Source organism: Enterococcus sp. FSL R5-0957, assembly GCF_038008005.1.
Taxonomy (GTDB): domain Bacteria; phylum Bacillota; class Bacilli; order Lactobacillales; family Enterococcaceae; genus Enterococcus_B; species Enterococcus_B faecium.
The window spans coordinates 45,862-71,374 of sequence record NZ_JBBOYG010000002.1; the positions used below are offsets into that span (position 1 = coordinate 45,862).

Annotated in this window: 22 protein-coding genes and 6 pseudogenes; 21 read left to right on the forward strand and 7 right to left on the reverse strand. The window is 34.7% G+C overall.

The annotated features are described in order from the left end of the window. Positions 1-24: 24 nt before the first annotated feature. Positions 25-2,292, reverse strand: coding sequence for an excinuclease ABC subunit UvrA (locus MKX69_RS12715; RefSeq protein WP_341010552.1), 2,268 nt, complete (start codon positions 2,290-2,292; stop codon positions 25-27). Between the two features lie 276 nt (positions 2,293-2,568). Continuing rightward, the gene (locus tag MKX69_RS12720) at positions 2,569-3,528 is read right to left on the reverse strand and encodes an IS30-like element IS6770 family transposase (protein WP_002293280.1); all 960 of its coding nucleotides are present in this window, start codon (positions 3,526-3,528) and stop codon (positions 2,569-2,571) included. 117 nt (positions 3,529-3,645) lie between these two features. On the opposite strand from MKX69_RS12720, the gene MKX69_RS12725 reads away from it, so the two are divergent. The 9 genes and pseudogenes from MKX69_RS12725 to MKX69_RS12765 form a co-directional block, all read left to right on the forward strand. Next, positions 3,646-4,269, forward strand: coding sequence for a recombinase family protein (locus MKX69_RS12725; RefSeq protein ID WP_341010553.1), 624 nt, complete (start codon positions 3,646-3,648; stop codon positions 4,267-4,269). Further along, the gene (locus MKX69_RS12730; protein WP_341010581.1) at positions 4,262-5,614 is read left to right on the forward strand and encodes a nucleotidyltransferase; all 1,353 of its coding nucleotides are present in this window, start codon (positions 4,262-4,264) and stop codon (positions 5,612-5,614) included. The genes MKX69_RS12725 and MKX69_RS12730 overlap by 8 nt, the downstream gene beginning before the upstream one ends. Position 5,615: 1 nt before the next feature. Then, the gene (locus tag MKX69_RS12735) at positions 5,616-6,539 is read left to right on the forward strand and encodes an SMODS-associated NUDIX domain-containing protein (protein WP_025481241.1); all 924 of its coding nucleotides are present in this window, start codon (positions 5,616-5,618) and stop codon (positions 6,537-6,539) included. Positions 6,540-6,637: 98 nt separating this feature from the next. Next, positions 6,638-7,597, forward strand: coding sequence for an IS30 family transposase (locus MKX69_RS12740; RefSeq protein WP_000222573.1), 960 nt, complete (start codon positions 6,638-6,640; stop codon positions 7,595-7,597). Positions 7,598-7,895: 298 nt separating this feature from the next. Beyond that, positions 7,896-8,279, forward strand: a pseudogene (locus MKX69_RS12745) (recombinase family protein); the annotation flags it as partial. Between the two features lie 72 nt (positions 8,280-8,351). After that, complete coding sequence (locus MKX69_RS12750) at positions 8,352-8,738, forward strand: hypothetical protein (protein ID WP_341010554.1); 387 nt, start codon at positions 8,352-8,354, stop codon at positions 8,736-8,738. 305 nt (positions 8,739-9,043) lie between these two features. After that, a complete protein-coding gene (locus tag MKX69_RS12755; RefSeq protein ID WP_161843059.1) occupies positions 9,044-9,316 on the forward strand; it encodes a hypothetical protein in 273 nt (90 codons plus the stop codon). Positions 9,317-9,354: 38 nt separating this feature from the next. Next, positions 9,355-10,232, forward strand: a pseudogene (locus MKX69_RS12760) (DNA topoisomerase); the annotation flags it as partial. Continuing rightward, a pseudogene (locus MKX69_RS12765) lies at positions 10,226-10,348 on the forward strand (zeta toxin family protein); the annotation flags it as partial. The pseudogenes MKX69_RS12760 and MKX69_RS12765, both read left to right, overlap by 7 nt. A 668-nt stretch (positions 10,349-11,016) precedes the next feature. Here MKX69_RS12765 and MKX69_RS12770 read toward each other — a convergent pair. Then, a complete protein-coding gene (locus tag MKX69_RS12770) occupies positions 11,017-11,418 on the reverse strand; it encodes an HAD family hydrolase (RefSeq protein WP_341010555.1) in 402 nt (133 codons plus the stop codon). 4 nt (positions 11,419-11,422) lie between these two features. Further along, positions 11,423-12,190: a DeoR/GlpR family DNA-binding transcription regulator gene (locus tag MKX69_RS12775; RefSeq protein WP_002345826.1), complete on the reverse strand. Its 768-nt coding sequence runs from the start codon at positions 12,188-12,190 to the stop codon at positions 11,423-11,425. A gap of 488 nt (positions 12,191-12,678) precedes the next feature. On the opposite strand from MKX69_RS12775, the gene lacA reads away from it, so the two are divergent. The 10 genes and pseudogenes from lacA to MKX69_RS12825 all read left to right on the forward strand — a co-directional run. Continuing rightward, the gene (gene lacA, locus MKX69_RS12780) at positions 12,679-13,104 is read left to right on the forward strand and encodes a galactose-6-phosphate isomerase subunit LacA (protein WP_002290555.1); all 426 of its coding nucleotides are present in this window, start codon (positions 12,679-12,681) and stop codon (positions 13,102-13,104) included. A 16-nt stretch (positions 13,105-13,120) separates the two neighbouring features. Then, positions 13,121-13,636 (forward strand): galactose-6-phosphate isomerase subunit LacB, encoded by a 516-nt coding sequence (gene lacB / locus MKX69_RS12785; RefSeq protein ID WP_002290554.1) that lies wholly within the window; start codon positions 13,121-13,123, stop codon positions 13,634-13,636. 10 nt (positions 13,637-13,646) lie between these two features. Beyond that, entirely contained in the window at positions 13,647-14,579 is a 933-nt protein-coding gene (gene lacC / locus MKX69_RS12790) for a tagatose-6-phosphate kinase (protein WP_002290553.1), read from the forward strand. A 2-nt stretch (positions 14,580-14,581) separates the two neighbouring features. Next, entirely contained in the window at positions 14,582-15,562 is a 981-nt protein-coding gene (lacD, locus tag MKX69_RS12795) for a tagatose-bisphosphate aldolase (protein ID WP_002290551.1), read from the forward strand. Positions 15,563-15,589: 27 nt separating this feature from the next. Next, positions 15,590-15,907 carry a PTS lactose/cellobiose transporter subunit IIA gene (locus MKX69_RS12800; protein WP_142427894.1) on the forward strand — a complete coding sequence of 106 codons (318 nt, stop codon included), beginning with the start codon at positions 15,590-15,592 and terminating at the stop codon, positions 15,905-15,907. Further along, positions 15,907-17,613 (forward strand): lactose-specific PTS transporter subunit EIIC, encoded by a 1,707-nt coding sequence (locus tag MKX69_RS12805; protein WP_142427895.1) that lies wholly within the window; start codon positions 15,907-15,909, stop codon positions 17,611-17,613. The genes MKX69_RS12800 and MKX69_RS12805 overlap by 1 nt, the downstream gene beginning before the upstream one ends. A 146-nt stretch (positions 17,614-17,759) precedes the next feature. Beyond that, the gene (gene lacG / locus MKX69_RS12810; protein WP_010723875.1) at positions 17,760-19,166 is read left to right on the forward strand and encodes a 6-phospho-beta-galactosidase; all 1,407 of its coding nucleotides are present in this window, start codon (positions 17,760-17,762) and stop codon (positions 19,164-19,166) included. Positions 19,167-19,188: 22 nt separating this feature from the next. Beyond that, positions 19,189-19,462 (forward strand): annotated as a pseudogene (locus tag MKX69_RS12815) (DUF3884 family protein). 20 nt (positions 19,463-19,482) lie between these two features. Next, a complete protein-coding gene (locus MKX69_RS12820) occupies positions 19,483-20,382 on the forward strand; it encodes an aldose 1-epimerase family protein (RefSeq protein WP_341010556.1) in 900 nt (299 codons plus the stop codon). A 385-nt stretch (positions 20,383-20,767) separates the two neighbouring features. Beyond that, positions 20,768-21,118: pseudogene (locus MKX69_RS12825) on the forward strand (zeta toxin family protein); the annotation flags it as partial. On the opposite strand, the pseudogene MKX69_RS12830 reads toward MKX69_RS12825, so the two are convergent. Then, positions 21,102-21,497, reverse strand: a pseudogene (locus tag MKX69_RS12830) (transposase); the annotation flags it as partial. The pseudogenes MKX69_RS12825 and MKX69_RS12830 overlap by 17 nt on opposite strands. Positions 21,498-21,561: 64 nt before the next feature. Between MKX69_RS12830 and MKX69_RS12835 the strand changes: the two are divergent. Then, positions 21,562-22,688 (forward strand): IS3 family transposase gene (locus tag MKX69_RS12835; RefSeq protein ID WP_094850654.1). Its coding sequence is split into 2 segments (ribosomal slippage): positions 21,562-21,790 and positions 21,790-22,688, totalling 1,128 coding nucleotides; the frame shifts between segments, so codons are not numbered across the junction. A gap of 82 nt (positions 22,689-22,770) precedes the next feature. Here MKX69_RS12835 and MKX69_RS12840 read toward each other — a convergent pair. Beyond that, complete coding sequence (locus MKX69_RS12840) at positions 22,771-23,910, reverse strand: hypothetical protein (protein ID WP_053001818.1); 1,140 nt, start codon at positions 23,908-23,910, stop codon at positions 22,771-22,773. A gap of 129 nt (positions 23,911-24,039) precedes the next feature. Between MKX69_RS12840 and MKX69_RS12845 the strand changes: the two genes are divergently transcribed. Further along, the gene (locus MKX69_RS12845) at positions 24,040-24,720 is read left to right on the forward strand and encodes an IS6-like element ISS1N family transposase (RefSeq protein ID WP_016177626.1); all 681 of its coding nucleotides are present in this window, start codon (positions 24,040-24,042) and stop codon (positions 24,718-24,720) included. A gap of 374 nt (positions 24,721-25,094) precedes the next feature. Here MKX69_RS12845 and MKX69_RS12850 read toward each other — a convergent pair whose 3' ends face one another. Then, positions 25,095-25,262 (reverse strand): VraH family peptide resistance protein, encoded by a 168-nt coding sequence (locus MKX69_RS12850; protein ID WP_005877422.1) that lies wholly within the window; start codon positions 25,260-25,262, stop codon positions 25,095-25,097. Between the last annotated feature and the right edge of the window lie 251 nt (positions 25,263-25,513).

The following is a 25,513-nucleotide window of genomic DNA, read 5'->3' on the forward strand; positions in this document are numbered from 1 at the left end:
AATGAGGTGATCTTTTTGAATCTTTTAAGAAATTATAGCTGCTAATGCAACACCAGTCCGAGAGTTTTTATCGTTTAGGCTATCTTTTGGATGACCTTCAAAACAAACTTGACCGCCGAATTTACCAGCATCGGGTCCCATATCGACTAACCAATCGGCTCGTGAAATTAATTTCAGATTATGTTCAATCAGAATTAATGTATTGCCCTTATCAACCAATCCTTCAAATAAATCGATCAATTGTTGAGTATCCTGTAAGTGCAATCCGGTTGTTGGTTCATCTAAGAAATAGATTCGGCCGGTATGATTCAATTCCATTGCTAACTTAACACGTTGCACTTCACCACCAGATAAAGTGGTCATCGACTGGCTAAGATTCAAATAACCAAGTCCAACTTGGTGGAGTAGACTAACCTTTTTGTAGATATCTGGCACATCTTTGAAAAACTCTAAAGTGTCGTTGATAGAAAGACTTAGAACCTCAGAAATATCTTTGCCATGATAAGTGTATTGTAGTGCTTCTTGGCTATAACGTTTCCCATGACACAACTCACATTCTTGAACGATTGGATCCATGAATGCCATCTCGGTGATCATCACACCTTTACCTTTGCAACGGGGACAAGCACCTTTACCGTTATAACTAAATAGTTGTGTTGAAACGCCATTGTTGGCTTTACTGAAAAGCTTTCGTAGAGGATTTAAAATGTTCAAGTAAGTTGCAGGTGTAGAACGAATATTCAAACCTACAGAATCCTGAATCAAATCAATATAGTCTTGATCAGAAACTTGTTGTTTGAAAGCTTGGACTAAAGTACTTTTTCCAGAACCTGCTGGTCCAGATATCACGGTCATTACACCTTGAGGGATTCTGGTAGATACGTCTTTTAAATTATGAGAAGTTACATGATTAACATTTAGCCAAGATTGAGGTTCACGAGGCTTTGGGAAAGTGATTTTTTCTCGTAACATTTTACCCGTAATCGTATCTGACCGTAATAGTTCGTCGTAGGTACCAGTGAAAGTTACTTGACCACCATTTTTGCCGGCTTGTGGTCCCATTTCCACGACATAATCTGCTGTCGAAATAATGGCAGGGTTGTGATCAACTAGGATAATGGTATTGCCATGTTCCTTGAGCTTTTTTAAGGATTGGGTAATTAATTTAATATCGTGAGGATGGAGTCCTACACTTGGTTCATCGAGTACGTAAACTAAATCGGATAGGGAACTCGTCAAATATTTGGCAATTTTAATTCGTTGAGCTTCTCCACCAGATAGAGTATCAGTTCCACGGCCAAGGGAAAGATAACCTAAACCGATGTCGACCAAAGCTTGAACTTTACTATGTAGTTCACGCACCATTGTTTTAGCCTTGGGGTCCGAGATATTATCCAAAAATTTTAGGACACTTACTAAATCCATATCGCTGACTTCTGCAATATTTTTGCCAGCAATTTTACCAGTTAGAGCCTTTTTGTTCAGACGTGTTCCATGACATACTGGGCAAGGTTTTCGAGTGACAATCTTTGATAAGGCAGCTTCATGATGACGACCTGAGGCACTATGAATAACAGAGCGAAGCATACGTGGAACTAGTCCTTCATATAATGCCGTACGGCCCCAATTTGCCGGTGGATTTTTTAATTTTTGTTGCGGAGCGTGCATGAATAAATCATATTCTTCATCGGTGTAGTCTTTAATTTTTTTGTCTAAATCAAATAATCCACTGTTGCCATATTCCTTCCAACGCCAAGTTCCCGGTTGAAAACCGGCAAAAGTCATTGCACCTTCATTGAGTGATTTATTAGGATCAATTAATTGACGTTCATCTATGTCGTCAACAAAGCCTAATCCCTGACATTCTGGACACATTCCCTGAGGTAGGTTAAAGGAAAACCATTCAGAATACCCAACCCAAGGCTGTCCAATTCGAGAAAACATCAAACGTAAGACGGAATAGATGCCGGTGTAGGTTGCCAGAGTAGATCGAGAATTACGACCAATAGGCTTCTGTTCAACCACAATTGCCACTGGTAAGTTGTCGATTCGGTTCACTTCAGGTTGACCGTATTTAGGCAAATATTGTTGGGTGAAACTAGGAAAAGTTTCATTCAATTCACGTCGGGAAACAGCGGCTAATGTATCAAAAACTAAAGAGGATTTACCAGACCCAGAAAGACCAGCAAATACAGTCGTTTTATGCTTAGGAATATCTAAACTGACATCCTTTAAGTTATTTTCTTGAGCTCCATGGATAGAGATAGTCCCATCTGCAAATAAATCAGTCATAAAAACCTCCAACAGTAAATTTATAATTCCATTATACATAGAAATCTCGTTTAACAAAAATAATCGGGTCTAGAATTTTTGGTGTTGGAAAGTATTTCCATTCCAAAAGTACTAGGCCCTAATTTAAAAAGCCATTGATAATGGATCAAAAACGGCCACTAGGGTATACCCTGTTGGGCTTTTTGTGTGTTCATGATATACTTGGATTTCTAAGGGGTCAACAGAGTTGGGCAACAGAATTTTAAAAATGATCCAAATTTTTGAATTTATGATTTGTCAAATTAAGCTAGAATAAAATGCTTCTTGTACATAGCTCAAAAATATTTCGATTGGTGTTCTGTAATTCAATGATTTTCTTGGAATATGATTACGTTGATTGCTGACACTGGAAATAAATGTCTGATTCACTTCTCTAAAATCCATTGATTTCGGCAGTCCATTACGACGCAGAATCCCGTTAGAATTCTCGTTTAATGGGCGTTGAGAAGGTGTTCCAGGGTCCGCAAAATATATATCAATATCATGTTGGTTACTAATGGCTTTCCAGTTAGAAAATTCTTTTCCACAGTCAAACGTAATAGATTTAAAGAAGTTTTTAGGGAAGCGAGAAAACCATTGATTAAGGGCAGTTTCAATATCTAATGCCTTACGGCCGTTGGGTTTAATCGTGATAATGACTTTAGATAATCTTTCAACTAAAGTAATGACGGCACTTTTATGATGAATGCCAACGATCGTATCACCTTCAAGGTGACCAAACTCAGAATTGAAATCAGGATAATTATCAGGTCGATCATGGATTGAGCGCTGATACTGTTGTTTTCCCCGTTTTTCCTGATGGCCATTGGGTTTTCTTTTACCTTTCATCGGTAGTGTGTCAATATCAAATATTCCTTTAGAAAATAAACGATAAAGTGTTCTCATACCGCATGAAACAGGTCTTTCTTTTCGCCCGATAATGACGTCAGGCGTCCAACCAAGAGTGACTTTCTCTTTAATGTAATCTACTTCATGAGCAGGTAATTGAATGACTTTTCTCCCACATTTTTTCTTATTTTCTTTATACTGGTGCCAATAATCAAGAGCAGTCTTGCCTTGCTTGAACTTATTGACTACATTATAAATAGTTTGTATAGCACGTCCCATTCGGTTAGCGATTTCAACCGGCTTATTATGTTGAAGATAATATGATTCTATCATTGTCAGTTCGTCTATGGTAAGATGTTTGTAGGTCATTTATGGTTACACTCCTTTGTTTTCTTTCGTCGGAAATACAATTTGAGTGTACCATAAATGCCTTTTTATTTTTCTAACTTAATTTTACAATTCGCGATTTTAAAGGAGTTTTTTTCTATGGCTAAAATTGGATATGCTCGAGTAAGCAGTATTGATCAAAATTTAGATCGACAGTTAGAATTGCTATCAAACTGTGATAAAATTTTTACTGACAAGGCAAGTGGGAAAGATACCAATCGTGAAGGATTTCAAGAAATGATGAAATTCATACGTGAAGATGATATCGTCGTTGTGACAGAATTAAAACGTCTTGGACGAAATAATAAAGAGCTAACAGAAACGATGAATTTGATTCAGTTGAAGAAAGCTACCCTGGAAGTTTTGAATTTACCAGCGTTAACAGGTATAACTGATGATAATTTGCGTCGATTACTTAATAACTTAATTATTGAACTGTATAAGTACCAGGCTGAAGAAGAACGTCGATATATTCGCGAAACGCAGCAACAAGGAATTGCACTTGCTAAAGCCAAAGGAAAATATAAAGGTGGGAAGCCAAAGTATAGAGAAGATGATAAACGTCTGCAATTAGCATTTAAATTATTTTTTGCTGGATCTACAGATAAAGAAGTAGAAGAGCAAACAGGGATCAATCGAAGGACATTTAGAAGGTACAGAATGAAGTATGGTGTTACTAATGAAAGTAGGAAGAAAACAAAGAAGGGTGATAGTGATGTATGATTGTTCCAAAGAATTAGAAAAATTCTATAGAAAAAAAGTTGTACTTTCAGCAAAAGAACAAAATGAATTGAGAGAAAAACGTAAACTTAATATTAAAAGATTAAAAGAGGGATTATCAGAGTATAACTCAGAAAAAAATAAAGATTATAAGATTGCAGAAGAAAGAATTCAAGGAAGTATGGCCATGCATACTATCACTCAAAATGATAAACAAGACTACGATATTGATGTTGGGATAGTATTTGAAGAGGATAACTTAAATGAATTAGGTTCTTTAGCTACCAGAAATATGGTAGCTAATGCTTTAGAAAGAAAAACTAAGCAATTTGCAGAAGAGCCTGAAGTAAAAACAAGTTGTGTACGTTTGAAATACAGTGCAAAAGGGTACCACGTTGATTTTGCAGTGTTCAAAAGATATAAAAAAAATCCTGATGATGATTACATTTATGAGCATTCTGGATCAGAATGGTCAGTAAGACATATAAAGGACTTAGAATTATGGTTTAGTGAAAGAATAAAAGATAAAGGAGACAATTTAAGAAAAGTTATCCGCTTATCTAAAATGTTCTGTAAATCAAGAGAATCATGGAAAAATATGCCAAGTGGCTTGATTCAAACCGTTATATGTGAAGAAAATTTTAATGAAAGTTATTCAAGATTAGATGAAATATTTTATTATACAATGAAGAATATTGTAAATCGTTTAAATGTTTATTTAGAGGTATATGCTCCAGTTGATAATGGAAGGCCATTAGTAAATCGTGACATAGACTATCAACGTATGAAAAATTGGAAAAATAGACTTGAAACTCAACTTGACAGTCTAAATATTTTATTTGATGATGAGTGTACTTTCGAAGAGGCAGTAAAAGCTTGGGAAATATTTTTTGAGCATTCTTATTGGAACGAGTTATCAAATACAGTTAAAAAACAAAGTTTTACTGACACTGAAGAATTTATAGGAGATTTATATCCTGTTTTGGAACAATTTGATGTAACAATCGATTGTAAAGTATCAGGAAACGGGTTTACTTTAATGTCTTTGCAGAAGTATTTGGACAAATATGCACCACGCCTAAATAAATTCATTCCACCTAAATTTAAAATTGAATGTAGTATTCAAAGTACTAATTGCCCTGCATACGATAAAATTTTATGGAAGGTATTAAATGTAGGACACGAAGCTGAAAAAAGAAATGATATTCGTGGGCAAATTCAAGATAGAGGTAGCCAAATAACTGAAAATACTAATTTTCGTGGTAATCATTTCATTGAGTGTTACTTAATAAAAGATGACGTATGTGTAGGAATTGGACATGTAGATGTTCCAATTGGAGGTGTTTAGCTTGGGAAATTATAATTATAAAATGATAGTATTAAAAATATTGTTTCTTTTTGTTATCTCATGTGTATTTTTAGGCGGAATATTTTATTTTGAATTTATAAAAAATTCTATTGGATCAATTCTAAGCGGCACTTTTGTAGGTATTACAATTCCTTATTTTTTATCAAGCATGATAGATTTAAGTGATAATAAAAGTTGGAAAAATTCCCAACGGAAATTAAAAAGAGCTGGATTGATACACAAGGACACTAAAATAAGAATTTCTTTTGCATATTTATTTAGGATAAAAGTAGACGGAAAATATTTTTTAGTACAGAATGTACGGACAAAAAAGTATCAACCAGTAGGTGGCGCATATAAATTAGAACCTAAAGAAGCACAGTATTTATCAGAAAAAATACCAGTTGAAGATGATGATCGAATTCCTATAGACACTACTACAAGGGGAGATTACCGATTATACGTCAAAAATAAAGATTTAAGAAGATTTATAAAAAGATTTGATAAAACTCCTTATAGGGAAAATATAAATAATCTCAGCAGGGAATTTATTGAAGAATTATTTACAACAAATATTCTGGACAAAGATACATTTGGAGATTTAACATATAAATATTGTGGAAGACATATAACAGATGTAGAATATGGTGATTTTTTTGAATGCTATGAATTGCTTTTAGCAGACATTATCGAAGTTAGATTGACTGATAAACAAGAAGAATTATTCCGAAAACTTATGGAAAAAACTGATAACCAATATATTTTTGCTACATTTAATGAAATTAAAACAGGTGGGGTAAAGCATGGAACCAGTGATCTGAAGGATAATATTGCTAATCACGCTCCCAAAATTCTAAGTGAAAACTCGGATATCTTAATAAATAAAAGTAGATATAAAAATGTTATCACAATTAAATTTGACTAACATAACGCCGATTGTAAAATTAAGCTAGACAACTAAAAAAGTCATTTGTGCTACACTCAAAATAGTTCCGTCCAAAGAATTATAAGGAGTGAGTACAAATGACCTATACCCATCTTACAACGGATGAACTTGTAATGATAGAGTCTTATTTCAAAATAAATCAATCTGTTGCGAAAACTGCGCATTGCTTGAATCGTTCAAGACAAACGATCCATAAAGTATACCTGTTCTTCAAGCAAGGAAAATCAGCCTTAGAGTACTATCAACAGTATAAGAAAAACAAATCAAACTGTGGTAGACGCCCGCTTGTTTTACCTGAGGAACAATCAGAATATATTCAAAGAAAGGTTGTTCAAGGATGGACACCCGATGTGATTGTTGGTCGTGCAGCGTTTCCTATTCGTTGTTCTGCTCGTACCATTTATCGTATGTTCAAAAAGGGGCTATTTAATCCTTCTGACTTACCGATGAAAGGCAAGCGTAAACCAAATGGACATCAAGAAAGACGTGGAAAACAAGCTTTCCGTCGCTCTATTCATGAACGTGAAAAAGATTATAGCCAATTCTCAAATGAGTTTGGTCACCTTGAAGGTGACACTATCGTAGGTTTGAAACATAAAAGTGCTGTAATTACCTTAGTTGAGCGATTATCAAAAGTTATCATCACATTGAAACCGTGTGGTAGACAAGCGATTGATATTGAAAACAAATTAAATCATTGGTTTGAATCTGTACCGAAAAATCTATTCAAATCCATCACTTTTGATTGTGGAAAGGAATTTTCAAATTGGAAACAGATCAGTAATGCCAATGATATTGCCATTTATTTCGCTGATCCAGGAACGCCGTCTCAAAGAGGCCTAAACGAGAATTCTAACGGATTGTTACGTAGAGATGGTTTATTGAAATCTATGGATTTCAATTCAGTAGATGAATCTTTTATTCAATCTGTCGCATCGAAACGAAATAATATTCCTAGAAAATCACTGAATTATCGAACACCTTTGGAAGTATTTTTGAGTTACGTAAGTATTGATGATTTGTCTAACTTAATTTGACAATTAAGATAATATTTTACAGGATTAAATATTTAACTATTTGATTCTTTTTTATTTGTTTTGTCTAATTACGGTACACTCAAAATTAACACTAATTTTTTTATACACTATAAAGCTGTCATTTTTCTAGATAAATGGCATAAATTTTCAGCGCTAAGTGACAAAAGCAACTAATTTTTCATGATAAATTTTTAAATATCTCAATCTATCTCCAAAATTAGTTGCTTTTGTAGCTATAGTTGACTATGAATATGACAAATAATTAGAAAAAACTGTACCAATTAAATATAAAAATGACAAATTGATGAATCAAATTCAAATTAAGGGGGCAACCCTGGAAGTCTTAAATTTACCCTCAATGAATGGGATTGAAGATGAAAATTTAAGGCGTTTGATTAATAGCCTTGTCATTGAATTTTACAAGTATCAAGCAGAATCAGAACGAAAAAAAATTAAGGAACGTCAGGCACAAGGAATCGAAATTGCTAAGAAAAAAGGCAAATTCAAAGGTCGGCAACTGAAATTTAAAAAAAATGATCCACGTTTAAAGCATGCTTTCGATTTGTTTTTGAATGGTTTATCCGATAAAAAAGTTGAAGAAAAAACTGGAATCAATCGCCGAACGTTTAGAAGGTATCGACAGCGGTGTGGCATTTCAGTAGCTGATAGGCCTTTAGATTAATATGAACGTGGTGAAGATAGCATAAAAGAGAAAACAAGAAAGTAATAGTAATAGAAATGAGGGATAGACATTATGAAGAAATTGTTTGCAAATGAGAAGATAGACCTTTTATATTCAATTATTTTAGTTTTAATTTGGATTATTTTCCTACTTATCAGTAAGTTGCTTCATTTTCACTCTGAATGGGTTATTTCTATCGGAGTGTTTGTTATGGGATGCCTCAACTTACTAACGATTTTACGAAGGAAAAAACAGTATAAAAAAATAGATGAACTAAGAAAAGTGTTAAACCTATCCATTAAAGAAGTAAGGGAAATTGCCGACATTGGTAGGTATGATTTAAGTGATTGGAACTGGGATAAAGCGTATATTTCTCCAAAAAAATTATACTTACTGGAGGACACCCTAGAAAAAATGTATGTTAAACAGTTTGGAAAAGAATTTGAAATGAGAAAGTAGTTTTTTAAGGAAATGTTCCAAGTGGAGGTATTCAAAGCTATTCAAGATCGAAAGGTTCTTTTGGTTATATTTTTGTTGGTTCTGATTGTCTGTGTGGTGTTAATCATTGGTAGTTTTAAAATAAGGAAACAAAGTAGGGGAACGGCTTTATTTTTGCTTTTATTAGGAATAGTTGGCATTATCGCAAGTCTGTATGGTTTCTTTTTTACAATGTTTTTTGGGATCAACTTCTAGGAACTACTTGGATTTAGAAAAATATCTTAAAAAAGGAAGTTTAAACAAAAATAGAAAAGAGTGTGTGAGGAATGAAAAAAACAAATTTTATCGTTGTGTTTTGGTTATTGCTGTCTTTAATTGCGTTTATTGTTTTTGTATTGAATTTTGCTAGTTTATGGCAAGATATTGCTTACTGGATTGTTCCAAGCAAAGCCCTTTATATGGACAAACCTGAAATCATAAGAGATTTAATCAAGGTTGTTCCAATGATTATTTTAGGAATCGTAGTTTTTGTCATTGGTATTAGGCAAGGACTGAAAAATTACTATGGCGATTATTCAGGTGACACGAAGCAACAATAACTAAAGCTATCTAAAATTAGGAAAAAAGGAGAGAATGAATGAGTACGGTTATTTTAGCTGAAAAACCAAGCCAGGCATTAGCCTACGCAAGTGCTTTAAAACAAAGCACCAAAAAATGTTGCAGAACTTCTCAAAAAGGCAAATACAATTATTGTTGCAACAGATAGCGACAGAGAAGGTGAAAATATCGCCTGGTCGATTATCCATAAAGCAAATGCCTTTTCAAAAGATAAAACATTTAAAAGACTATGGATCAATAGCTTAGAAAAAGATGTGATCCGAAGCGGTTTTCAAAATTTGCAACCAGGAATGAATTACTATCCCTTTTATCAAGAAGCGCAAACACGCCAAATTGCCGATTGGTTGATCGGCATGAACGCAAGCCCTTTGTATACGTTAAATTTACAACAGAAGGGCGTACAAGGTACATTTTCACTAGGACGTGTTCAAACGCCCACCTTATACCTTATTTTTCAGCGCCAGGAAGCCATAGAGAATTTTAAAAAAGAACCTTTTTTCGAGGTGGAAGCTAGTATAAAAGTAAAACAAGGGTCATTTAAGGGCGTTCTAAGCCCCACACAGCGTTTTAAAACCCATGAGGAGCTTTTTAGCTTTTGTTTCTTCTAAAAAAGCTAAAATAGGCAATCAAGAGGGGATAATTGCTGATGTTCAAACCAAAGAGAAGAAAACGAATAGTCCGAGTTTGTTTTCTTTAAGTAGTTTGCAATCAAAAGTCAATCAGCTTTATAAAGCGACAGCGAGCCAAACTTTAAAAGCTATGCAAGGACTGTATGAAGCAAAATTATTGAGTTATCCAAGAACAGATACACCATTTATTACAGAGAACGAATTTGCTTATTTAAAAGCGAATTTTGGCAAATATAGCGGTTTTTTAGGACTTGATCTTGAAATGTTGTTATCATTGATAATGATACGTTCAAACAACAGCACCCAAATTTTGACGAATTAGTGAAACTCTATGAAAAAGACGTAGTAAAACATGCAACATCCTATTCTAATCAGCTGGTAAAGCTTAATTAGGTTATATAAGCTTGAAAATAAAGGGTTTGTCCAATATGGACAAGCCTTTTTCTTATGTTTTGCCACAGATTTGCCACACTTATTGTGTAAGAGTATCAAGGATAGGTATAATTTGATCCTTTGTTTTTTTAGTGATGTGCAAATAAAATTTCTGTTACACGACTACCTCTAGAATGCCCTACACGGTCTTGAATTGCTTCTAGGGGTATTCATTGCTCTGCTAAGAAACTAATATGCGTATGACGGAATATATGGGTCGTAATATGTTTATTAAAACTAAGTTTATTATCAATATCAATTCCTGCTCGTTTTGGATTACCTTTTCGATTTAATTTTCCATTTTCAGGTGAGTTGAGGAAATTGTTAAGGACACTATAATGAAGAGGTGTTCCATTATAGTCGGGTTTATGACGACTTTTGGAAGTAAAAATCCATCCATTATCTTTATAATCAGGATTGAATCTTATATGTTGGTGATTTAACTCAATTTCCTCTTTAAGAATTTCTATAGCCCTTTTAGATAATTGGACATTTCGGTAACTTTGTAAGTTTTTTACATTACCTTCATAGCTATTTTCTGCAGCTCCTCCGTGAGTGGACTGACTAATGATGATATTTTGCTTTTCAAAATATTGATAGGCACCAATATTTTGGAGTTTTCAACTCTGTAAGTCAACAGGGCCATTAGTTAGAATACCTATTGGGATGCGGTTTTTATGTAGAGCCAGCAGTAGTTGATGTATCTCAGGAATCATCGTAATCTGATCGAGTTCATATTCATAGTCAGCTTGGAAGTCTAGAGATTCTGTCCTAGAAATACTATCGATGCCAAATTCTTCCATAGTCTTCTGACAGCGAAAAATTCTAAGCTGCTCAATACTGATGAGTTTTTTCGTGTATTTAGGAAAAGCAACATCAGACCAATATCTGAAACGTTTGTAAATGTTATCTATTTGTTGGATATCAATCGTTGGAAAACATTTCTCAACGCTACGTTTAAAGGGGAGTTGATGGTCATAAAGAGTGTCATCAAGGTCAAAAACAATATTTTTATAAGTCATAATTCTAGTCCGCTTTTAAAATAGTAGTGTACTGGCTAAATTCCTCTAAGTGTTGAGGGCTAATCTGGTTATCTGTAATGATGGTATCGAGTTGATCTAGATTATAGAAGTTAAAGAAATCGTATCGATCGAATTTAGTACTGTCTACTAATAAGAATTTTTCTACAGCATTGTTTAGGGCAAGTTGTTGAATCACACCTTCCTTGTCACTATATGTAGCAATAGAATTATGGGTAACAGCATTTGCACTAACAAAAGCTTTGGCAAATCTCATTGCTTTTAAATTTGTCGAAGCCATTGAACCTACAAAAGCTCCAGTTATTTCTCTATATTCACCGCCAAGAAGCAATAAATCAATGGTTTCGCTATCATTTAAAATCAAGAACACAGGGAGACTATTTGTAATGACACGAATTTTATAACCTTTACGACCTTTCAATTCTAATGCCAGTTGTTCAAGTGTAGTTCCGGGTCCAATAAAAATAGTATCGCCATCTTTGATTAAAGAGCAGGCTTTTTTAGCAATGTCAATTTTTTCTTTTGTATTTAGACTTTTCTTCTCGATATGTGTCTTTTCAAGTGGCTTTTTAGAGGAAAGCAATTGTGCACCACCATGAGTACGTGTTAAAAGTCCATCAGCTTCTAGAGCATCAAGGTCTCTACGGGCTGTCATATCGGAAATATCTAGTTCATCTATTATTTCTTTTATGGTTATGGTCCCATCAATCTTTAACATATCTAAAATTTTTTCTAATCGTCGTTTTTTGTTCATATGAAGACCCTTCTTTCATAAAGTAATTTTTTTCCAAAGATAATTCTCTTTTAATTGTATCATAAAAGACAATATTTTCAAGGTAAAACAAACAATTTCAAACAAAAATAAATGTTAGATGATGAAATAAGAACAGAGGATTGACGTATATTAGCTTAGGTCAGATTTTGTATAAGACGAAAATAAAGTAGGACCTCTTAATCAGTAAGTTATAGAAAGTAAAAGACTTTTGTAATACTTGAATAGATATTTCACGTCCATTTTGTGATGGATTAAATGAACAAAAATGAACAATAATTTAACGGTGTTATCTATTTTTTAAAAAAACAAATAAAAAAAACAAAAAATAAACAAAAAAGCATTGCTTTTTGTTTGAATGTTTGATATTATATAAACAAAGAAATGATGAAAACGTTTTTTCGAACATTTTGCAAAATGTTTTCTACTTCTACGTAGCATTTCTTTCTAAAATTTAGGAGGTGGTCAAAATGGCTATTGTTGTTGGTGCAGATCTCAAAGGTACGAGATTAAAAGATGTTGTGAAAAATTTTCTTGTAGAAGAAGGTTTTGAGGTAATTGATGTGACTAAGGACGGACAAGATTTTGTTGATGTTACCTTGGCAGTTGCCTCTGAAGTAAATAAAGATGAGCAAAACTTAGGTATTGTAATTGATGCTTATGGAGCTGGTCCATTCATGGTAGCAACTAAAATTAAAGGTATGGTTGCAGCAGAAGTTTCAGATGAACGCTCAGCTTATATGACACGTGGACATAACAATTCACGAATGATTACGGTTGGCGCTGAAATCGTCGGTGATGAGCTTGCTAAAAACATCGCTAAAGGTTTCGTCAATGGTAAATATGATGGCGGACGTCATCAAATCCGAGTAGATATGCTTAACAAGATGTGTTAAGAAAAGGAGTTAAGGAATGAGAATCGCAATTGGATGTGACCACATTGTCACAGATGAAAAAATGGCAGTATCAGAATTCTTGAAATCAAAAGGACATGAGGTCCTTGATTTCGGGACATATGACCACGCACGTACTCACTACCCTATCTATGGTAAAAAAGTCGGTGAAGCAGTAGTAAGTGGTCAAGCAGACTTGGGAGTATGTATCTGTGGTACAGGTGTCGGCATTAACAATGCAGTCAATAAAGTTCCAGGTGTTCGCTCAGCGTTGGTTCGTGATATGACATCAGCTATATATGCAAAAGAAGAGTTAAATGCGAATGTTATCGGTTTCGGTGGAAAGATTACTGGTGGTCTTCTTATGAATGACATCATTGAAGCTTTCATTGAAGCTGAGTACAAACCAACAGAAGAAAATAAAAAATTGATTGCAAAAATCGAACACGTTGAAACACATAATGCACATCAAGCAGATGAAGATTTCTTTACAGAATTCCTTGAAAGATGGGACCGTGGTGACTACCACGATTAAGGTATAACAAATGATTCTGACAGTCACACTAAATCCTTCAGTAGACATCTCTTATCCTCTAGAAACATTGAAAATTGATACAGTGAATAGGGTGAAAGATGTTAGTAAGACAGCTGGTGGAAAAGGCTTAAATGTTACTAGAGTCTTGTATGAATCTGGTGATAAAGTTACTGCTACAGGTTTCTTAGGTGGTAAAATTGGTGAATTTATTGAAAGCGAATTAGAACAATCTCCTGTTAGTCCAGCTTTTTATAAAATCTCAGGAAACACTAGAAACTGTATTGCTATCTTACACGAGGGTAACCAAACAGAAATTTTGGAACAAGGACCAACAATTTCTCATGAAGAAGCAGAAGGCTTTCTTGACCACTATAGCAATCTTATTAAACAATCAGAAGTTGTGACAATTTCAGGAAGTTTACCTTCAGGACTTCCCAACGATTATTATGAAAAACTTATCCAACTTGCTTCGGATGAAGGAGTAGCAGTCGTTTTGGATTGTTCAGGTGCACCTCTTGAAACAGTTCTAAAATCGTCGGCTAAACCTACTGCCATCAAACCTAATAATGAGGAACTTTCACAGTTGCTTGGAAAAGAAGTAACAAAAGATATTGAAGAACTCAAAGACGTTCTTAAAGAGTCACTTTTTAGTGGTATCGAATGGATAGTGGTCTCATTAGGTCGAAACGGTGCCTTTGCAAAACATGGTGATGTTTTCTATAAGGTAGATATTCCTGATATCCCAGTTGTTAATCCAGTCGGATCAGGGGACTCAACGGTAGCTGGTATTGCATCAGCTTTAAATAGTAAAAAAAGTGACGCTGACTTATTAAAACATGCGATGACATTGGGTATGTTAAATGCTCAAGAAACAATGACAGGGCATGTGAATATGACTAATTACGAAACACTAAACTCACAAATTGGAGTAAAAGAGGTATAAAAATGGTACTTACAGAACAGAAACGCAAATCTTTGGAAAAAATTTCAGATAAAAACGGTGTTATCTCAGCTTTGGCATTTGACCAACGTGGTGCTTTGAAACGTTTGATGGCACAGTATCAAGATACAGAACCAACTGTAGCTCAAATGGAAGAACTAAAGGTTTTGGTTGCTGATGAACTTACAAAATACGCTTCTTCAATGTTGCTTGACCCTGAATATGGACTTCCAGCAACAAAAGCATTGGATAAAGAAGCAGGTCTTCTTCTTGCCTATGAAAAAACAGGTTATGATACATCAAGTACAAAACGTTTGCCTGACTGCTTGGATGTTTGGTCTGCAAAACGTATCAAAGAGCAAGGCGCTGATGCCGTTAAGTTCTTGCTTTACTATGATGTAGACAGCTCAGATGAACTTAACCAACAAAAACAAGCTTATATTGAACGTGTTGGTTCTGAATGTGTCGCTGAAGATATTCCTTTCTTCTTGGAAATCCTTGCTTATGATGAAGAAATCTCAGATGCAGGTTCTGTTGAATATGCAAAAGTGAAACCTCGCAAAGTCATTGAAGCGATGAAAGTTTTCTCTGATCCACGCTTTAACATTGATGTTCTTAAAGTAGAAGTACCAGTTAACGTTAAATATGTCGAAGGTTTTGCTGATGGTGAAGTGGTTTACAGTAAAGCTGAAGCTGCTGACTTCTTTAAAGCACAAGAAGAAGCGACTAACCTTCCATACATCTACCTAAGTGCAGGTGTATCTGCTAAATTGTTCCAAGAAACATTGCAATTTGCTCACGACTCAGGTGCCAAGTTTAATGGTGTGCTTTGTGGACGTGCTACTTGGGCAGGATCTGTAGAACCTTACATCAAAGAAGGTGAAAAAGCAGCACGTGAATGGTTGCGTACTACTGGATTCGAAAATATTGATGAACTTAACAAAGTTCTTGTTAAAACAGCTAGTCCATGGACTGATAAAGTATAGTAAAAACATAAAACGGAGGATATTGTTATGAACAGAGAAGAGATGACTCTCTTAGGGTTTGAAATTGTTGCTTATGCTGGAGATGCTCGCTCTAAACTTTTAGAAGCGCTTAAAGCGGCTGAAAATGGTGATTTCGTTAAGGCAGATAGTCTTGTAGTAGAAGCAGGAAGCTGTATTGCAGAGGCTCACAATTCTCAGACAGCTATGTTGGCTCGAGAAGCTTCTGGGGAGGAACTTCCATACAGCGTTACCATGATGCATGGTCAGGACCACTTAATGACTACTGTCTTATTAAAAGATGTGATTCATCACCTCATCGAACTTTATAAAAGAGGAGCAAAATAATGCATAAACTCATTGAACTTATTGAGAAAGGGAAACCGTTCTTTGAGAAAATCTCTCGAAACATCTATCTTCGTGCTATTCGTGATGGATTTATCGCTGGTATGCCAGTCATCCTTTTCTCATCTATCTTTATCCTTATTGCCTATGTCCCAAATGCTTGGGGATTCCACTGGTCAAAAGACATTGAGACCTTCTTGATGACTCCTTATAGCTATTCGATGGGTATCCTAGCATTCTTTGTTGGTGGTACTACCGCTAAAGCTTTGACGGACTCAATGAACCGTGACCTACCTGCGACCAATCAGATTAACTTCTTATCTACGATGCTAGCGTCTATGGTAGGGTTCCTTTTGATGGCAGCTGAGCCTGCAAAAGAAGGAGGCTTCTTGACAGCCTTCACGGGAACAAAAGGTCTTTTGACAGCATTTATTGCAGCCTTTGTGACAGTTAATGTTTACAAGGTCTGTGTGAAAAATAATGTTACTATTCGTATGCCTGAAGAGGTTCCACCAAATATCTCTCAAGTATTTAAAGACTTGATTCCATTCACTGTATCGGTTGTTCTCCTTTATGGATTTGAACTCATTGTTAAGGGAACTCTTGGTGTAACCGTTGCAGAATCAATCGGTACCCTTCTTGCTCCTCTCTTCTCAGCTGCAGATGGTTACCTTGGAATTACACTTATCTTTGGTGCTTATGCCTTCTTCTGGTTTGTTGGTATCCACGGTCCTTCAATTGTCGAACCAGCAATCGCTGCTATCTCTTATGCCAATATCGATGCCAACTTGCATCTTATCCAAGCTGGACAACATGCAGATAAAGTTATCACTTCTGGTACTCAAATGTTTATTGTTACCATGGGTGGAACAGGAGCTACATTGATTGTTCCATTCTTGTTCATGTGGATTTGTAAATCAGAACGTAACCGTGCCATCGGACGTGCCTCAGTTGTTCCAACATTCTTTGGGGTTAATGAGCCAATCTTATTTGGTGCACCAATCGTATTGAATCCGATTTTCTTTGTACCGTTCATTTTCGCTCCGATTGTCAACGTTTGGATCTTTAAATTCTTTGTTGACACATTGAACATGAACTCATTCTCTGCCAACCTTCCATGGGTTACTCCTGGTCCGTTGGGAATTGTACTCGGTACTAACTTCCAAGTTCTATCATTTATCTTAGCCGGACTCTTGGTAGTTGTTGATACTATCATTTATTACCCATTTGTTAAGGTATACGATGAACAAATTCTTGAAGAAGAACGTTCTGGTAAAACAAACGATGCTCTTAAAGAAAAAGTAGCTGCAAACTTCAATACTGCTAAAGCAGATGCCGTTCTTGGAAAAGCAGGCGTTGCTAAAGAAGATGTAGCAGCAAACAATAATATCACAAAAGAAACTAATGTCCTTGTTCTTTGTGCAGGTGGAGGTACAAGTGGCTTGCTTGCCAATGCCTTGAACAAAGCAGCAGCAGAATACAATGTTCCAGTCAAAGCGGCAGCGGGTAGTTATGGTGCTCACCGTGAAATGTTGCCAGAGTTTGACTTGGTTATCTTGGCTCCACAGGTCGCTTCAAACTTCGATGATATGAAGGCTGAAACAGATAAATTGGGCATTAAACTTGCAAAAACTGAAGGAGCTCAATATATCAAATTGACACGTGATGGACAAGGTGCTCTTGCATTTGTTCAACAACAGTTTGATTAATAAATTTGTAAAAGTTATTTGAGACGAGATTATTCTTTCAGTTCCTTATAATATTGTTAACCATATCATTGCATTTCATTTCATTTCCTTGGTTTCCGGAACTCAGAATATCGTCTCAAATGCTTTTTTTGAAAGGATTTATAGTTATGACTAAAACACTTCCTAAAGATTTTATTTTTGGTGGTGCTACAGCTGCTTATCAAGCAGAAGGTGCGACTCACACGGATGGTAAAGGCCCAGTTGCATGGGATAAGTATCTTGAAGACAATTATTGGTACACAGCAGAGCCTGCAAGTGATTTTTACCATAAATATCCTGTTGATTTAGAATTAGCTGAAAAATATGGCGTTAATGGTATTCGTATTTCAATTGCCTGGTCTCGTATTTTCCCAACTGGCTATGGCGAAGTAAATGAAAAAGGTGTTGAATTCTACCATAATCTTTTTGCCGAGTGCCACAAACATCATGTTGAGCCATTCGTGACTTTGCACCACTTTGACACACCAGAAGTTCTTCACTCAGATGGAGATTTCTTAAACCGCGAAAATATAGAACACTTTGTAGATTATGCCGCTTTCTGTTTTGAAGAGTTCCCAGAAGTAAACTACTGGACAACTTTCAATGAAATTGGCCCAATTGGAGATGGTCAATACTTGGTTGGTAAATTCCCTCCAGGCATTCAATATGATCTTGCCAAGGTCTTCCAATCACACCACAATATGATGGTTTCTCATGCACGTGCTGTGAAATTGTATAAAGATAAAGGTTATAAAGGCGAAATTGGTGTAGTACATGCGTTGCCAACCAAATACCCTTATGATCCAGAAAATCCAGCAGATGTTCGTGCCGCTGAGTTAGAAGATATCATCCATAACAAATTTATCTTGGATGCAACCTACCTTGGACACTATTCAGATAAAACGATGGAAGGGGTCAACCACATCCTAGCTGAAAATGGTGGAGAACTTGATCTTCGTGATGAAGACTTCCAAGCACTTGAAGCAGCTAAAGATTTGAACGATTTCCTTGGTATCAACTACTACATGAGTGATTGGATGCAAGCCTTTGATGGTGAGACTGAAATCATTCACAATGGTAAGGGTGAAAAAGGAAGTTCTAAGTACCAGATTAAAGGTGTTGGTCGCCGAATCGCACCAGATTATGTGCCTAGAACGGATTGGGACTGGATTATTTATCCTGAAGGCTTGTATGACCAAATCATGCGAGTGAAAAATGATTATCCAAACTACAAGAAGATTTACATCACTGAAAACGGTCTTGGATACAAAGATGAGTTTGTAGATAATACCGTTTATGATGATGGTCGTATTGATTACGTGAAGAAACACTTGGAAGTTTTATCAGACGCAATTGCGGATGGTGCAAATGTTAAAGGTTACTTCATCTGGTCACTTATGGATGTCTTCTCATGGTCAAACGGATACGAAAAACGTTATGGACTATTCTATGTAGACTTTGACACGCAAGAACGCTATCCTAAGAAATCAGCTCATTGGTATAAGAAAGTAGCAGAAACTCAAGTGATAGAGTAATATTACTTGAAAATGTAAAAAATTGTTATCCGATACTTTAGAAAAAGTACAACACTTATTTAGACCAGGCTTTGAAAAGGTATATATTGTTAGTTTCGAAGATTGTCCTATGATTCCTGAGCTTGAAGCTACCCCCGTTGCTAAAATGTGGTAAATGGTATGTTTTAACTGGAAAAGAGTGGATTTGCCATTCTGATTTAGAGTTATCAGCATTTGAATGGGAATTTTTACAATCACTCGATGTAGAAATACGTGAGACTATTCACTTCGAGGTAAATTATTTGCCTTTCCAATAATAAAAAGAAAGGAATTAGTTGTGACTATCGAATTAAAAAACGAGTATCTTACTGTTCAGTTTAAAACACTTGGTGGTCAACTGACTTCGATTAAAGACAAGGATGGGATAGAGTATCTCTGGCAAGCTGATCCAAATTATTGGAATGGACAGGCGCCTATTCTATTTCCTATCTGTGGTAGTTTACGAAATGATTGGGCTATTTATAGACCTCAAGAAAGACCCTTTTTTACAGGTCTTATTCGTAGACACGGTTTTGTTCGAAAAGAAGAATTTATTCTGAAAGAAGTCAATGATAATAGCGTGACCTTTAGTATTAAACCAAATGCTGAGATGCTTGATAATTACCTATATCAGTTTGAACTGAGAGTTGTTTATACCTTGAATGGTAAATCAATTAGAACCGAATTTCAGGTAACGAACTTGGAAATAGAAAAAACAATGCCTTACTTTATTGGAGCCCATCCAGCATTCAATTGTCCTTTAGTAGAAGGTGAAAACTATGAGGATTATTATATTGAATTTAGTGAGGTTGAGTCTTGCTCGATACCAAAGAGTTTTCCTGAGACAGGATTATTAGATTTGCAAGATCGGACACCTTTTTTGGAAAATCAAAAGATTCTCGATTTGGACTACTCACTTTTTTCCCATGATGCCATTACACTTGACCAGCTCAAGTCTCGTAGCGTAACGCTTCGGTCAAGGAAGTCTGGTAAAGGTCTTCGAGTAGATTTTGATGATTTTCCGAACTTGATTCTGTGGTCTACAACTAATAAAAGTCCATTCATTGCTTTGGAACCTTGGAGTGGTCTCTCCACTTCACTTGAAGAAGGTAATTTCTTAGAAGATAAAAGACAGGTAACGAAAATTTCACCTCAAGAAACTTCTAGAAAAATCTATGATATTACTATCCTTAATTAAAATTTGTTATTATTTGAGTCTTCAATAAGATTTGAATACTCTTACCTTGTGATGATAGATTGGTCTTCTCCGTGCCAGTCTTACATCGCAAGGTTTTTAAGTTTTTTGTGGGTCTATGTCAACTGTAGTGGGTGACGAAAAGCTAATATCTAAAGACAGTCTGGTAGTAAAAAAATAAGATTATTTACTACTTCTTGATTTAAAATAATAGTGGAGCCATTAATTTGTGGCAAATTTAATTTAATATTTTGCCTCAAATTAGCCACACTTTTTATAGAACTAAGAGGAAAAAAGAAGTTTTCTTCCTATTAATATAGTTGTTTGAAATCTTAAATATAGCGTTTTACGATGTAATGGGAAGTATGGTGAATAAATCAACTATGTTCGTATGACAGAAGCACTTATTAGCCGTTTAAGCGATCAAGGCTATAATTTAGTGATTGAAGGAACAGGACGAACAACAGACGTTCCTATCCAAACAGCCACAATGCTTCAATCTAAAGGTTATGAAACAAAAATGTACGTCACGGCAGTACCGAAAATTGAATCATACTTAGGAACGATTGAACGATATGAAACCATGTATGCAGATGGAATGGCAACAGTTTTTTTGACAAATTTTATAAGGTGCAGAACTTCTTTCCGTATGCTATTCCGATTGTCCTTGACAGTGAGCCTCCTCGGATGTGACGATCTTCGGCAGGAGCTAACAGTTAAAGTTAGACTGCCTCGCTAGCGTTAGCACATCCGAGCTCATTATCAAGGATTCGCTGCGCCAATCTCTGGTTACGGTAACCAACCGGTGTCTCGTAGCCAAGTGTACCGTGCAACCGAAGGTGGTTCCACCAATTGACATAGTCAAATAACTCCAAATCCAATTGTTGTAAGGTTTCAAATGTGTATTGATAGACAAATTCTACTTTCAACGACTTATAAGTTGATTCAGCTACGGCATTATCAAAAGGACAGCCTTTATGACTCAATGATCGATTGATGTCAAAAGTTGTTAATAATTCATCAATAGCTTGGTTATCAAACTCTTTTCCACGATCAGTATGAAAAATCTCAACCTCTGTCAGAGGTTGTTTGATACGGCTAAATGGTGTTAGTATCAAATCTTAGACAGCTTTTCGTAGAGACAAGAATAAATTAAACTTATCTACGAGAGGATGAATTTTTATGACCCGATATGAAGAAAATTTTAAACAAATGATTGTTGAACTGAATCAAACTGGACGTTCTGTTCGAGGGTTAGCGAAAGAATATGGCTTATCTGAAGCAACGATTTACAAATGGAAGAATTTATATTTACCTGATCAGTCCACAGGACTGACTGGAAAAGAAGTAGCTGAACTGAGAAAAGAAAATGCTCGTTTAAATGAGGAACTTGAAATCTTAAAAAAAGCCGCAGCCATATTCTCTCGGAAAACCTAAATTCGCTTGTTCAATTTATTGAAAAATGGTGTAAGGATTACACTGTTTCTTTGTTGTGTCGGTTATTAGAAATCCCTAGAAGTGTCTATTATTTTTATAAGAATAAACCGTTGACAGCTACAGAAATCAGAAATAATAAGTTGAAAAAGAAGATTTCAACAATTTTTTTTACGAATAAACAACGCTATGGTGCCACAAAGATCCATCAAGTTTTATTAAAAGAAGGGATTTCAGTATCTCTTAAACATGTCCAAAAGCTAATGAAACAATTAAATTTAAGGTCGATTGTAGTTAAAAAATATAGACCTCAAAGGTCTAATAAACCGATCATTTCAAAAGAGAATCTCTTAAATCAGGACTTTTCTACTGAAACGATCTGTGAGAAATGGGCAGCTGACATTACGTACATTCCTACTAAGAAAAATGGTTGGTGTTACTTATCTTCAATCATGGATTTACACACGAAAAAAATTATTAGTTATACATTTTCAAAACGAATGACTGTGGATTGTGTCATTCAAACATTGAATAAAGCAAAAATACATTATCACATTCCAGAAGGAATGATTCTACACACTGACTTGGGCAGCCAATACACAGCAAGAGAAGTGGAACAATGGCTTAAAACCAACAAAATAAGGCATTCTTATAGTAGAAAAGGAACACCTTATGATAATGCTGGAATCGAATCTTTCCATGCCTCATTGAAAAAAGAAGAAGTCTACACGACTAGCTACTCAGATTTTGAAGAAGCAAATCGAGCGCTATTTAGCTACATTGAAGGATTTTATAACCGAAATCGAATCCATAGCTCGATTCACTATCTAACCCCACAGGAATTTGAAGAATTAGCAAAAGAAAAAATGGCTTAACCGTCTCTACTAAAATGTGTCCAAGATATTGACTCAAATCCATCTTTAGGATATTAAAATTAACTAGCACCACGGGTTTATATTAATAAAAATTATATTCCTTTTGTAAGTTATCTTGTATCTTTCTTTTCATTTCTTCTTTTTTGGAACTCTTGTTAAATATTTCAAACATTTTTTTATAAACATTTTCCTCAACACGAGATTGCTTACTCATATTTTTTATTAATTCATTTTTATTTTTTGGATTTTTTAATACATTAATAAAATAATTATAAAGAAACATCAATTTTAAATTCCAAATTAATTCTTTCTTAGCAATCTTTTTTTTCTTGCCATATACTCTACTTTTTCTACGACATATTGCTTTACTAAATAATGGCGTGTATATCCAATCAAAAAATAATTTCCGTCTACACTTATACCTATATGCTTGATCACTAATAGAATATTGTCGAATAAGCTGTTGTTCAATTGTAGAATAACCTCTTTTGTACTTTTCAAACTTACTTTTTGATTCATAGATTATTTTATCTTTAAATATAACAGGATCTCTCTTTGAATTTAGTATATCCTTAAATGTTATATGAAATTTTTTTCTATCAAATAAATATCTATCTTCAACATATAACACAAAAGCAACTAAATCTAGGTTCTCATTTACAAAATTTTCTTCCAACACATCTTTAGCTTGCTTATTATTTTTTACACCTAAATTTATATTTTTTAAATTAGAAAATGTTTCTTTATAAGAATTTATTCCAAAATAATCTTTCACAATAGATAAGTATTGGAGTATCAAAGAAATGCTTATAATTATTAAAGATAGATTATAATCGATATTTAATATATGAACTAATGTATATATCAATAAAATATTAAAGATCAAAATATAATTACTTGTTATAAAAAACCATGAAAAAGATGAATAAAGTAGAAGCTGAGGGATACTTAATTCCTTTTCTAAATCAAACTTATCATTTATTGAATAAGATAATCCACCTATAACAAAGAATAATACTAGTACACTGATCATAAAATTTGGAAATTTAGAAGTATATAATATTATTGAAATGATAACTGCATATGAGACAAGTATAAATTTTAATTGTTCTTGTTTACCTTTCTGGTCATCACTTAGCCCTAAAAATATTACTAATACTGATACAATTAATGTCAACATAGCTATTGAAGTGTCCAAATTTTCCTGTATTAAATTAATCATCTTAACTCCTCCTATTTTTATAACACCTTGCAGTATATCATTTTCTAAATAATATCGGTTCTGTTGCAAAGTTTTCCAAAAAATCTATTTTAGTGTAAAATTGAGAAAAAAGACAGAGAGGACAGAGTAATGAATCATTTTAAAGGCAAACAATTCAAAAAAGACGTCATTATTGTCGCTGTTGGTTACTACCTGCGTTACAATCTAAGCTATCGTGAAGTTCAGGAATTGTTATATGATCGTGGAATAAATGTTTGTCATACTACGATTTATCGTTGGGTACAAGAGTACAGCAAAGTCCTCTATTATCTTTGGAAGAAGAAAAATAGACAATCCTTCTATTCATGGAAAATGGACGAAACCTATATCAAAATTAAGGGACGTGGGCATTATCTTTATCGTGCAATTGATGCGGACGGCTTAACCTTAGATATCTGGTTACGAAAGAAACGGGATACGCAAGCAGCCTATGCTTTCTTAAAACGACTCCATAAACAGTTTGGTGAGCCGAAAGCAATTGTGACCGATAAAGCACCTTCTCTTGGCTCCGCCTTTAGAAAGTTACAGAGTGTGGGTTTATATACTAAGACAGAGCACCGAACTGTGAAGTATCTTAACAATTTAATAGAACAAGACCATCGACCTATTAAACGACGAAATAAATTTTATCAAAGTCTCCGTACAGCCTCTTCCACGATTAAGGGCATGGAGACCATTCGAGGAATATATAAAAAGAACCGAAGAAATGGAACGCTCTTCGGCTTTTCGGTGTCTACTGAAATCAAGGTATTAATGGGAATAACAGCCTAAGATATTTGGAGTTCAGAGAGGGCGCGTTTGATTTTCAAACTTCGCAACAGAACCCCTAAAGATATTAAAAATAGGATTAAAAATTTGATGAGTTTCAATACTATCACTCCTTATGTTTATGGTTTTTAAACGAGTTGAAAACGAGTTTCTTCTTGTCTTGACTATTTGGCTCATATTTGCGTTTTAAGAGCCGTTTTTGAATTATAAGTACTTTTTTACTAGAAAAACGCTAAAAATGTCTTAAACGGGCTTAAAATTAAAAATAAACATAAATAGTTTTAAATTTTTCTAGATAATTAATCTGCGAAGTTGAAAAAGGTGCAACGATCTTTTATACCGAAAAGGAAATTGGAATAAAGAACACAATTAACGACTTAATTTTCTTCCTCGTCTAATAAAAAGAAATAAGCAAGTATACCAAATGGAATTGCCAAAACAGGTGTTAAGAATATGCCTGCTATGACAATGCACATGATAAGAAATAGCAAATCTGTTACCCATTTTCTATTTAACAATTCAGACCATAGTTGTTTAAGTGACATATATATCCCCCTTTTTTACATCTAAATTTTACCAGTTAAAAAATAAAAAAACTATTCTAAATATAGTTTTTTTATTTTTTTCAATATTGATTTTCTCGGTACTGCCCATTTACATGCAAACTTCGTTTTCATGTAAATGGGCAAACATGCTGTTTGATTGCATAGTCCGTGTGGCGACTGAAAAACGAGAATTAATTTGAAATTCGATGTTTTTTTGATATGAAAATCAGGCGATCTTTTATGCTGAAAAG

Bases quoted from the DNA above. Each gene is read 5' to 3' on its own strand.
- MKX69_RS12755 (WP_161843059.1), top strand. From the start codon at position 9,044: ATGAAAAAAACAAATTTTATCGTTGTGTTTTGGTTATTGCTGTCTTTA.
- MKX69_RS12805 (WP_142427895.1), top strand. From the start codon at position 15,907: ATGCATAAACTCATTGAACTTATTGAGAAAGGGAAACCGTTCTTTGAG.
- lacB (WP_002290554.1), top strand. From the start codon at position 13,121: ATGAGAATCGCAATTGGATGTGACCACATTGTCACAGATGAAAAAATG.
- MKX69_RS12840 (WP_053001818.1), bottom strand. From the start codon at position 23,910: ATGATTAATTTAATACAGGAAAATTTGGACACTTCAATAGCTATGTTG.
- MKX69_RS12720 (WP_002293280.1), bottom strand. From the start codon at position 3,528: ATGACCTACAAACATCTTACCATAGACGAACTGACAATGATAGAATCA.
- MKX69_RS12800 (WP_142427894.1), top strand. From the start codon at position 15,590: ATGAACAGAGAAGAGATGACTCTCTTAGGGTTTGAAATTGTTGCTTAT.
- MKX69_RS12850 (WP_005877422.1), bottom strand. From the start codon at position 25,262: ATGTCACTTAAACAACTATGGTCTGAATTGTTAAATAGAAAATGGGTA.
- MKX69_RS12715 (WP_341010552.1), bottom strand. From the start codon at position 2,292: ATGACTGATTTATTTGCAGATGGGACTATCTCTATCCATGGAGCTCAA.
- MKX69_RS12725 (WP_341010553.1), top strand. From the start codon at position 3,646: ATGGCTAAAATTGGATATGCTCGAGTAAGCAGTATTGATCAAAATTTA.
- MKX69_RS12730 (WP_341010581.1), top strand. From the start codon at position 4,262: ATGTATGATTGTTCCAAAGAATTAGAAAAATTCTATAGAAAAAAAGTT.
- MKX69_RS12770 (WP_341010555.1), bottom strand. From the start codon at position 11,418: ATGACTTATAAAAATATTGTTTTTGACCTTGATGACACTCTTTATGAC.
- lacA (WP_002290555.1), top strand. From the start codon at position 12,679: ATGGCTATTGTTGTTGGTGCAGATCTCAAAGGTACGAGATTAAAAGAT.
- lacG (WP_010723875.1), top strand. From the start codon at position 17,760: ATGACTAAAACACTTCCTAAAGATTTTATTTTTGGTGGTGCTACAGCT.
- MKX69_RS12775 (WP_002345826.1), bottom strand. From the start codon at position 12,190: ATGAACAAAAAACGACGATTAGAAAAAATTTTAGATATGTTAAAGATT.
- MKX69_RS12750 (WP_341010554.1), top strand. From the start codon at position 8,352: ATGAAGAAATTGTTTGCAAATGAGAAGATAGACCTTTTATATTCAATT.
- lacD (WP_002290551.1), top strand. From the start codon at position 14,582: ATGGTACTTACAGAACAGAAACGCAAATCTTTGGAAAAAATTTCAGAT.
- lacC (WP_002290553.1), top strand. From the start codon at position 13,647: ATGATTCTGACAGTCACACTAAATCCTTCAGTAGACATCTCTTATCCT.
- MKX69_RS12845 (WP_016177626.1), top strand. From the start codon at position 24,040: ATGAATCATTTTAAAGGCAAACAATTCAAAAAAGACGTCATTATTGTC.
- MKX69_RS12740 (WP_000222573.1), top strand. From the start codon at position 6,638: ATGACCTATACCCATCTTACAACGGATGAACTTGTAATGATAGAGTCT.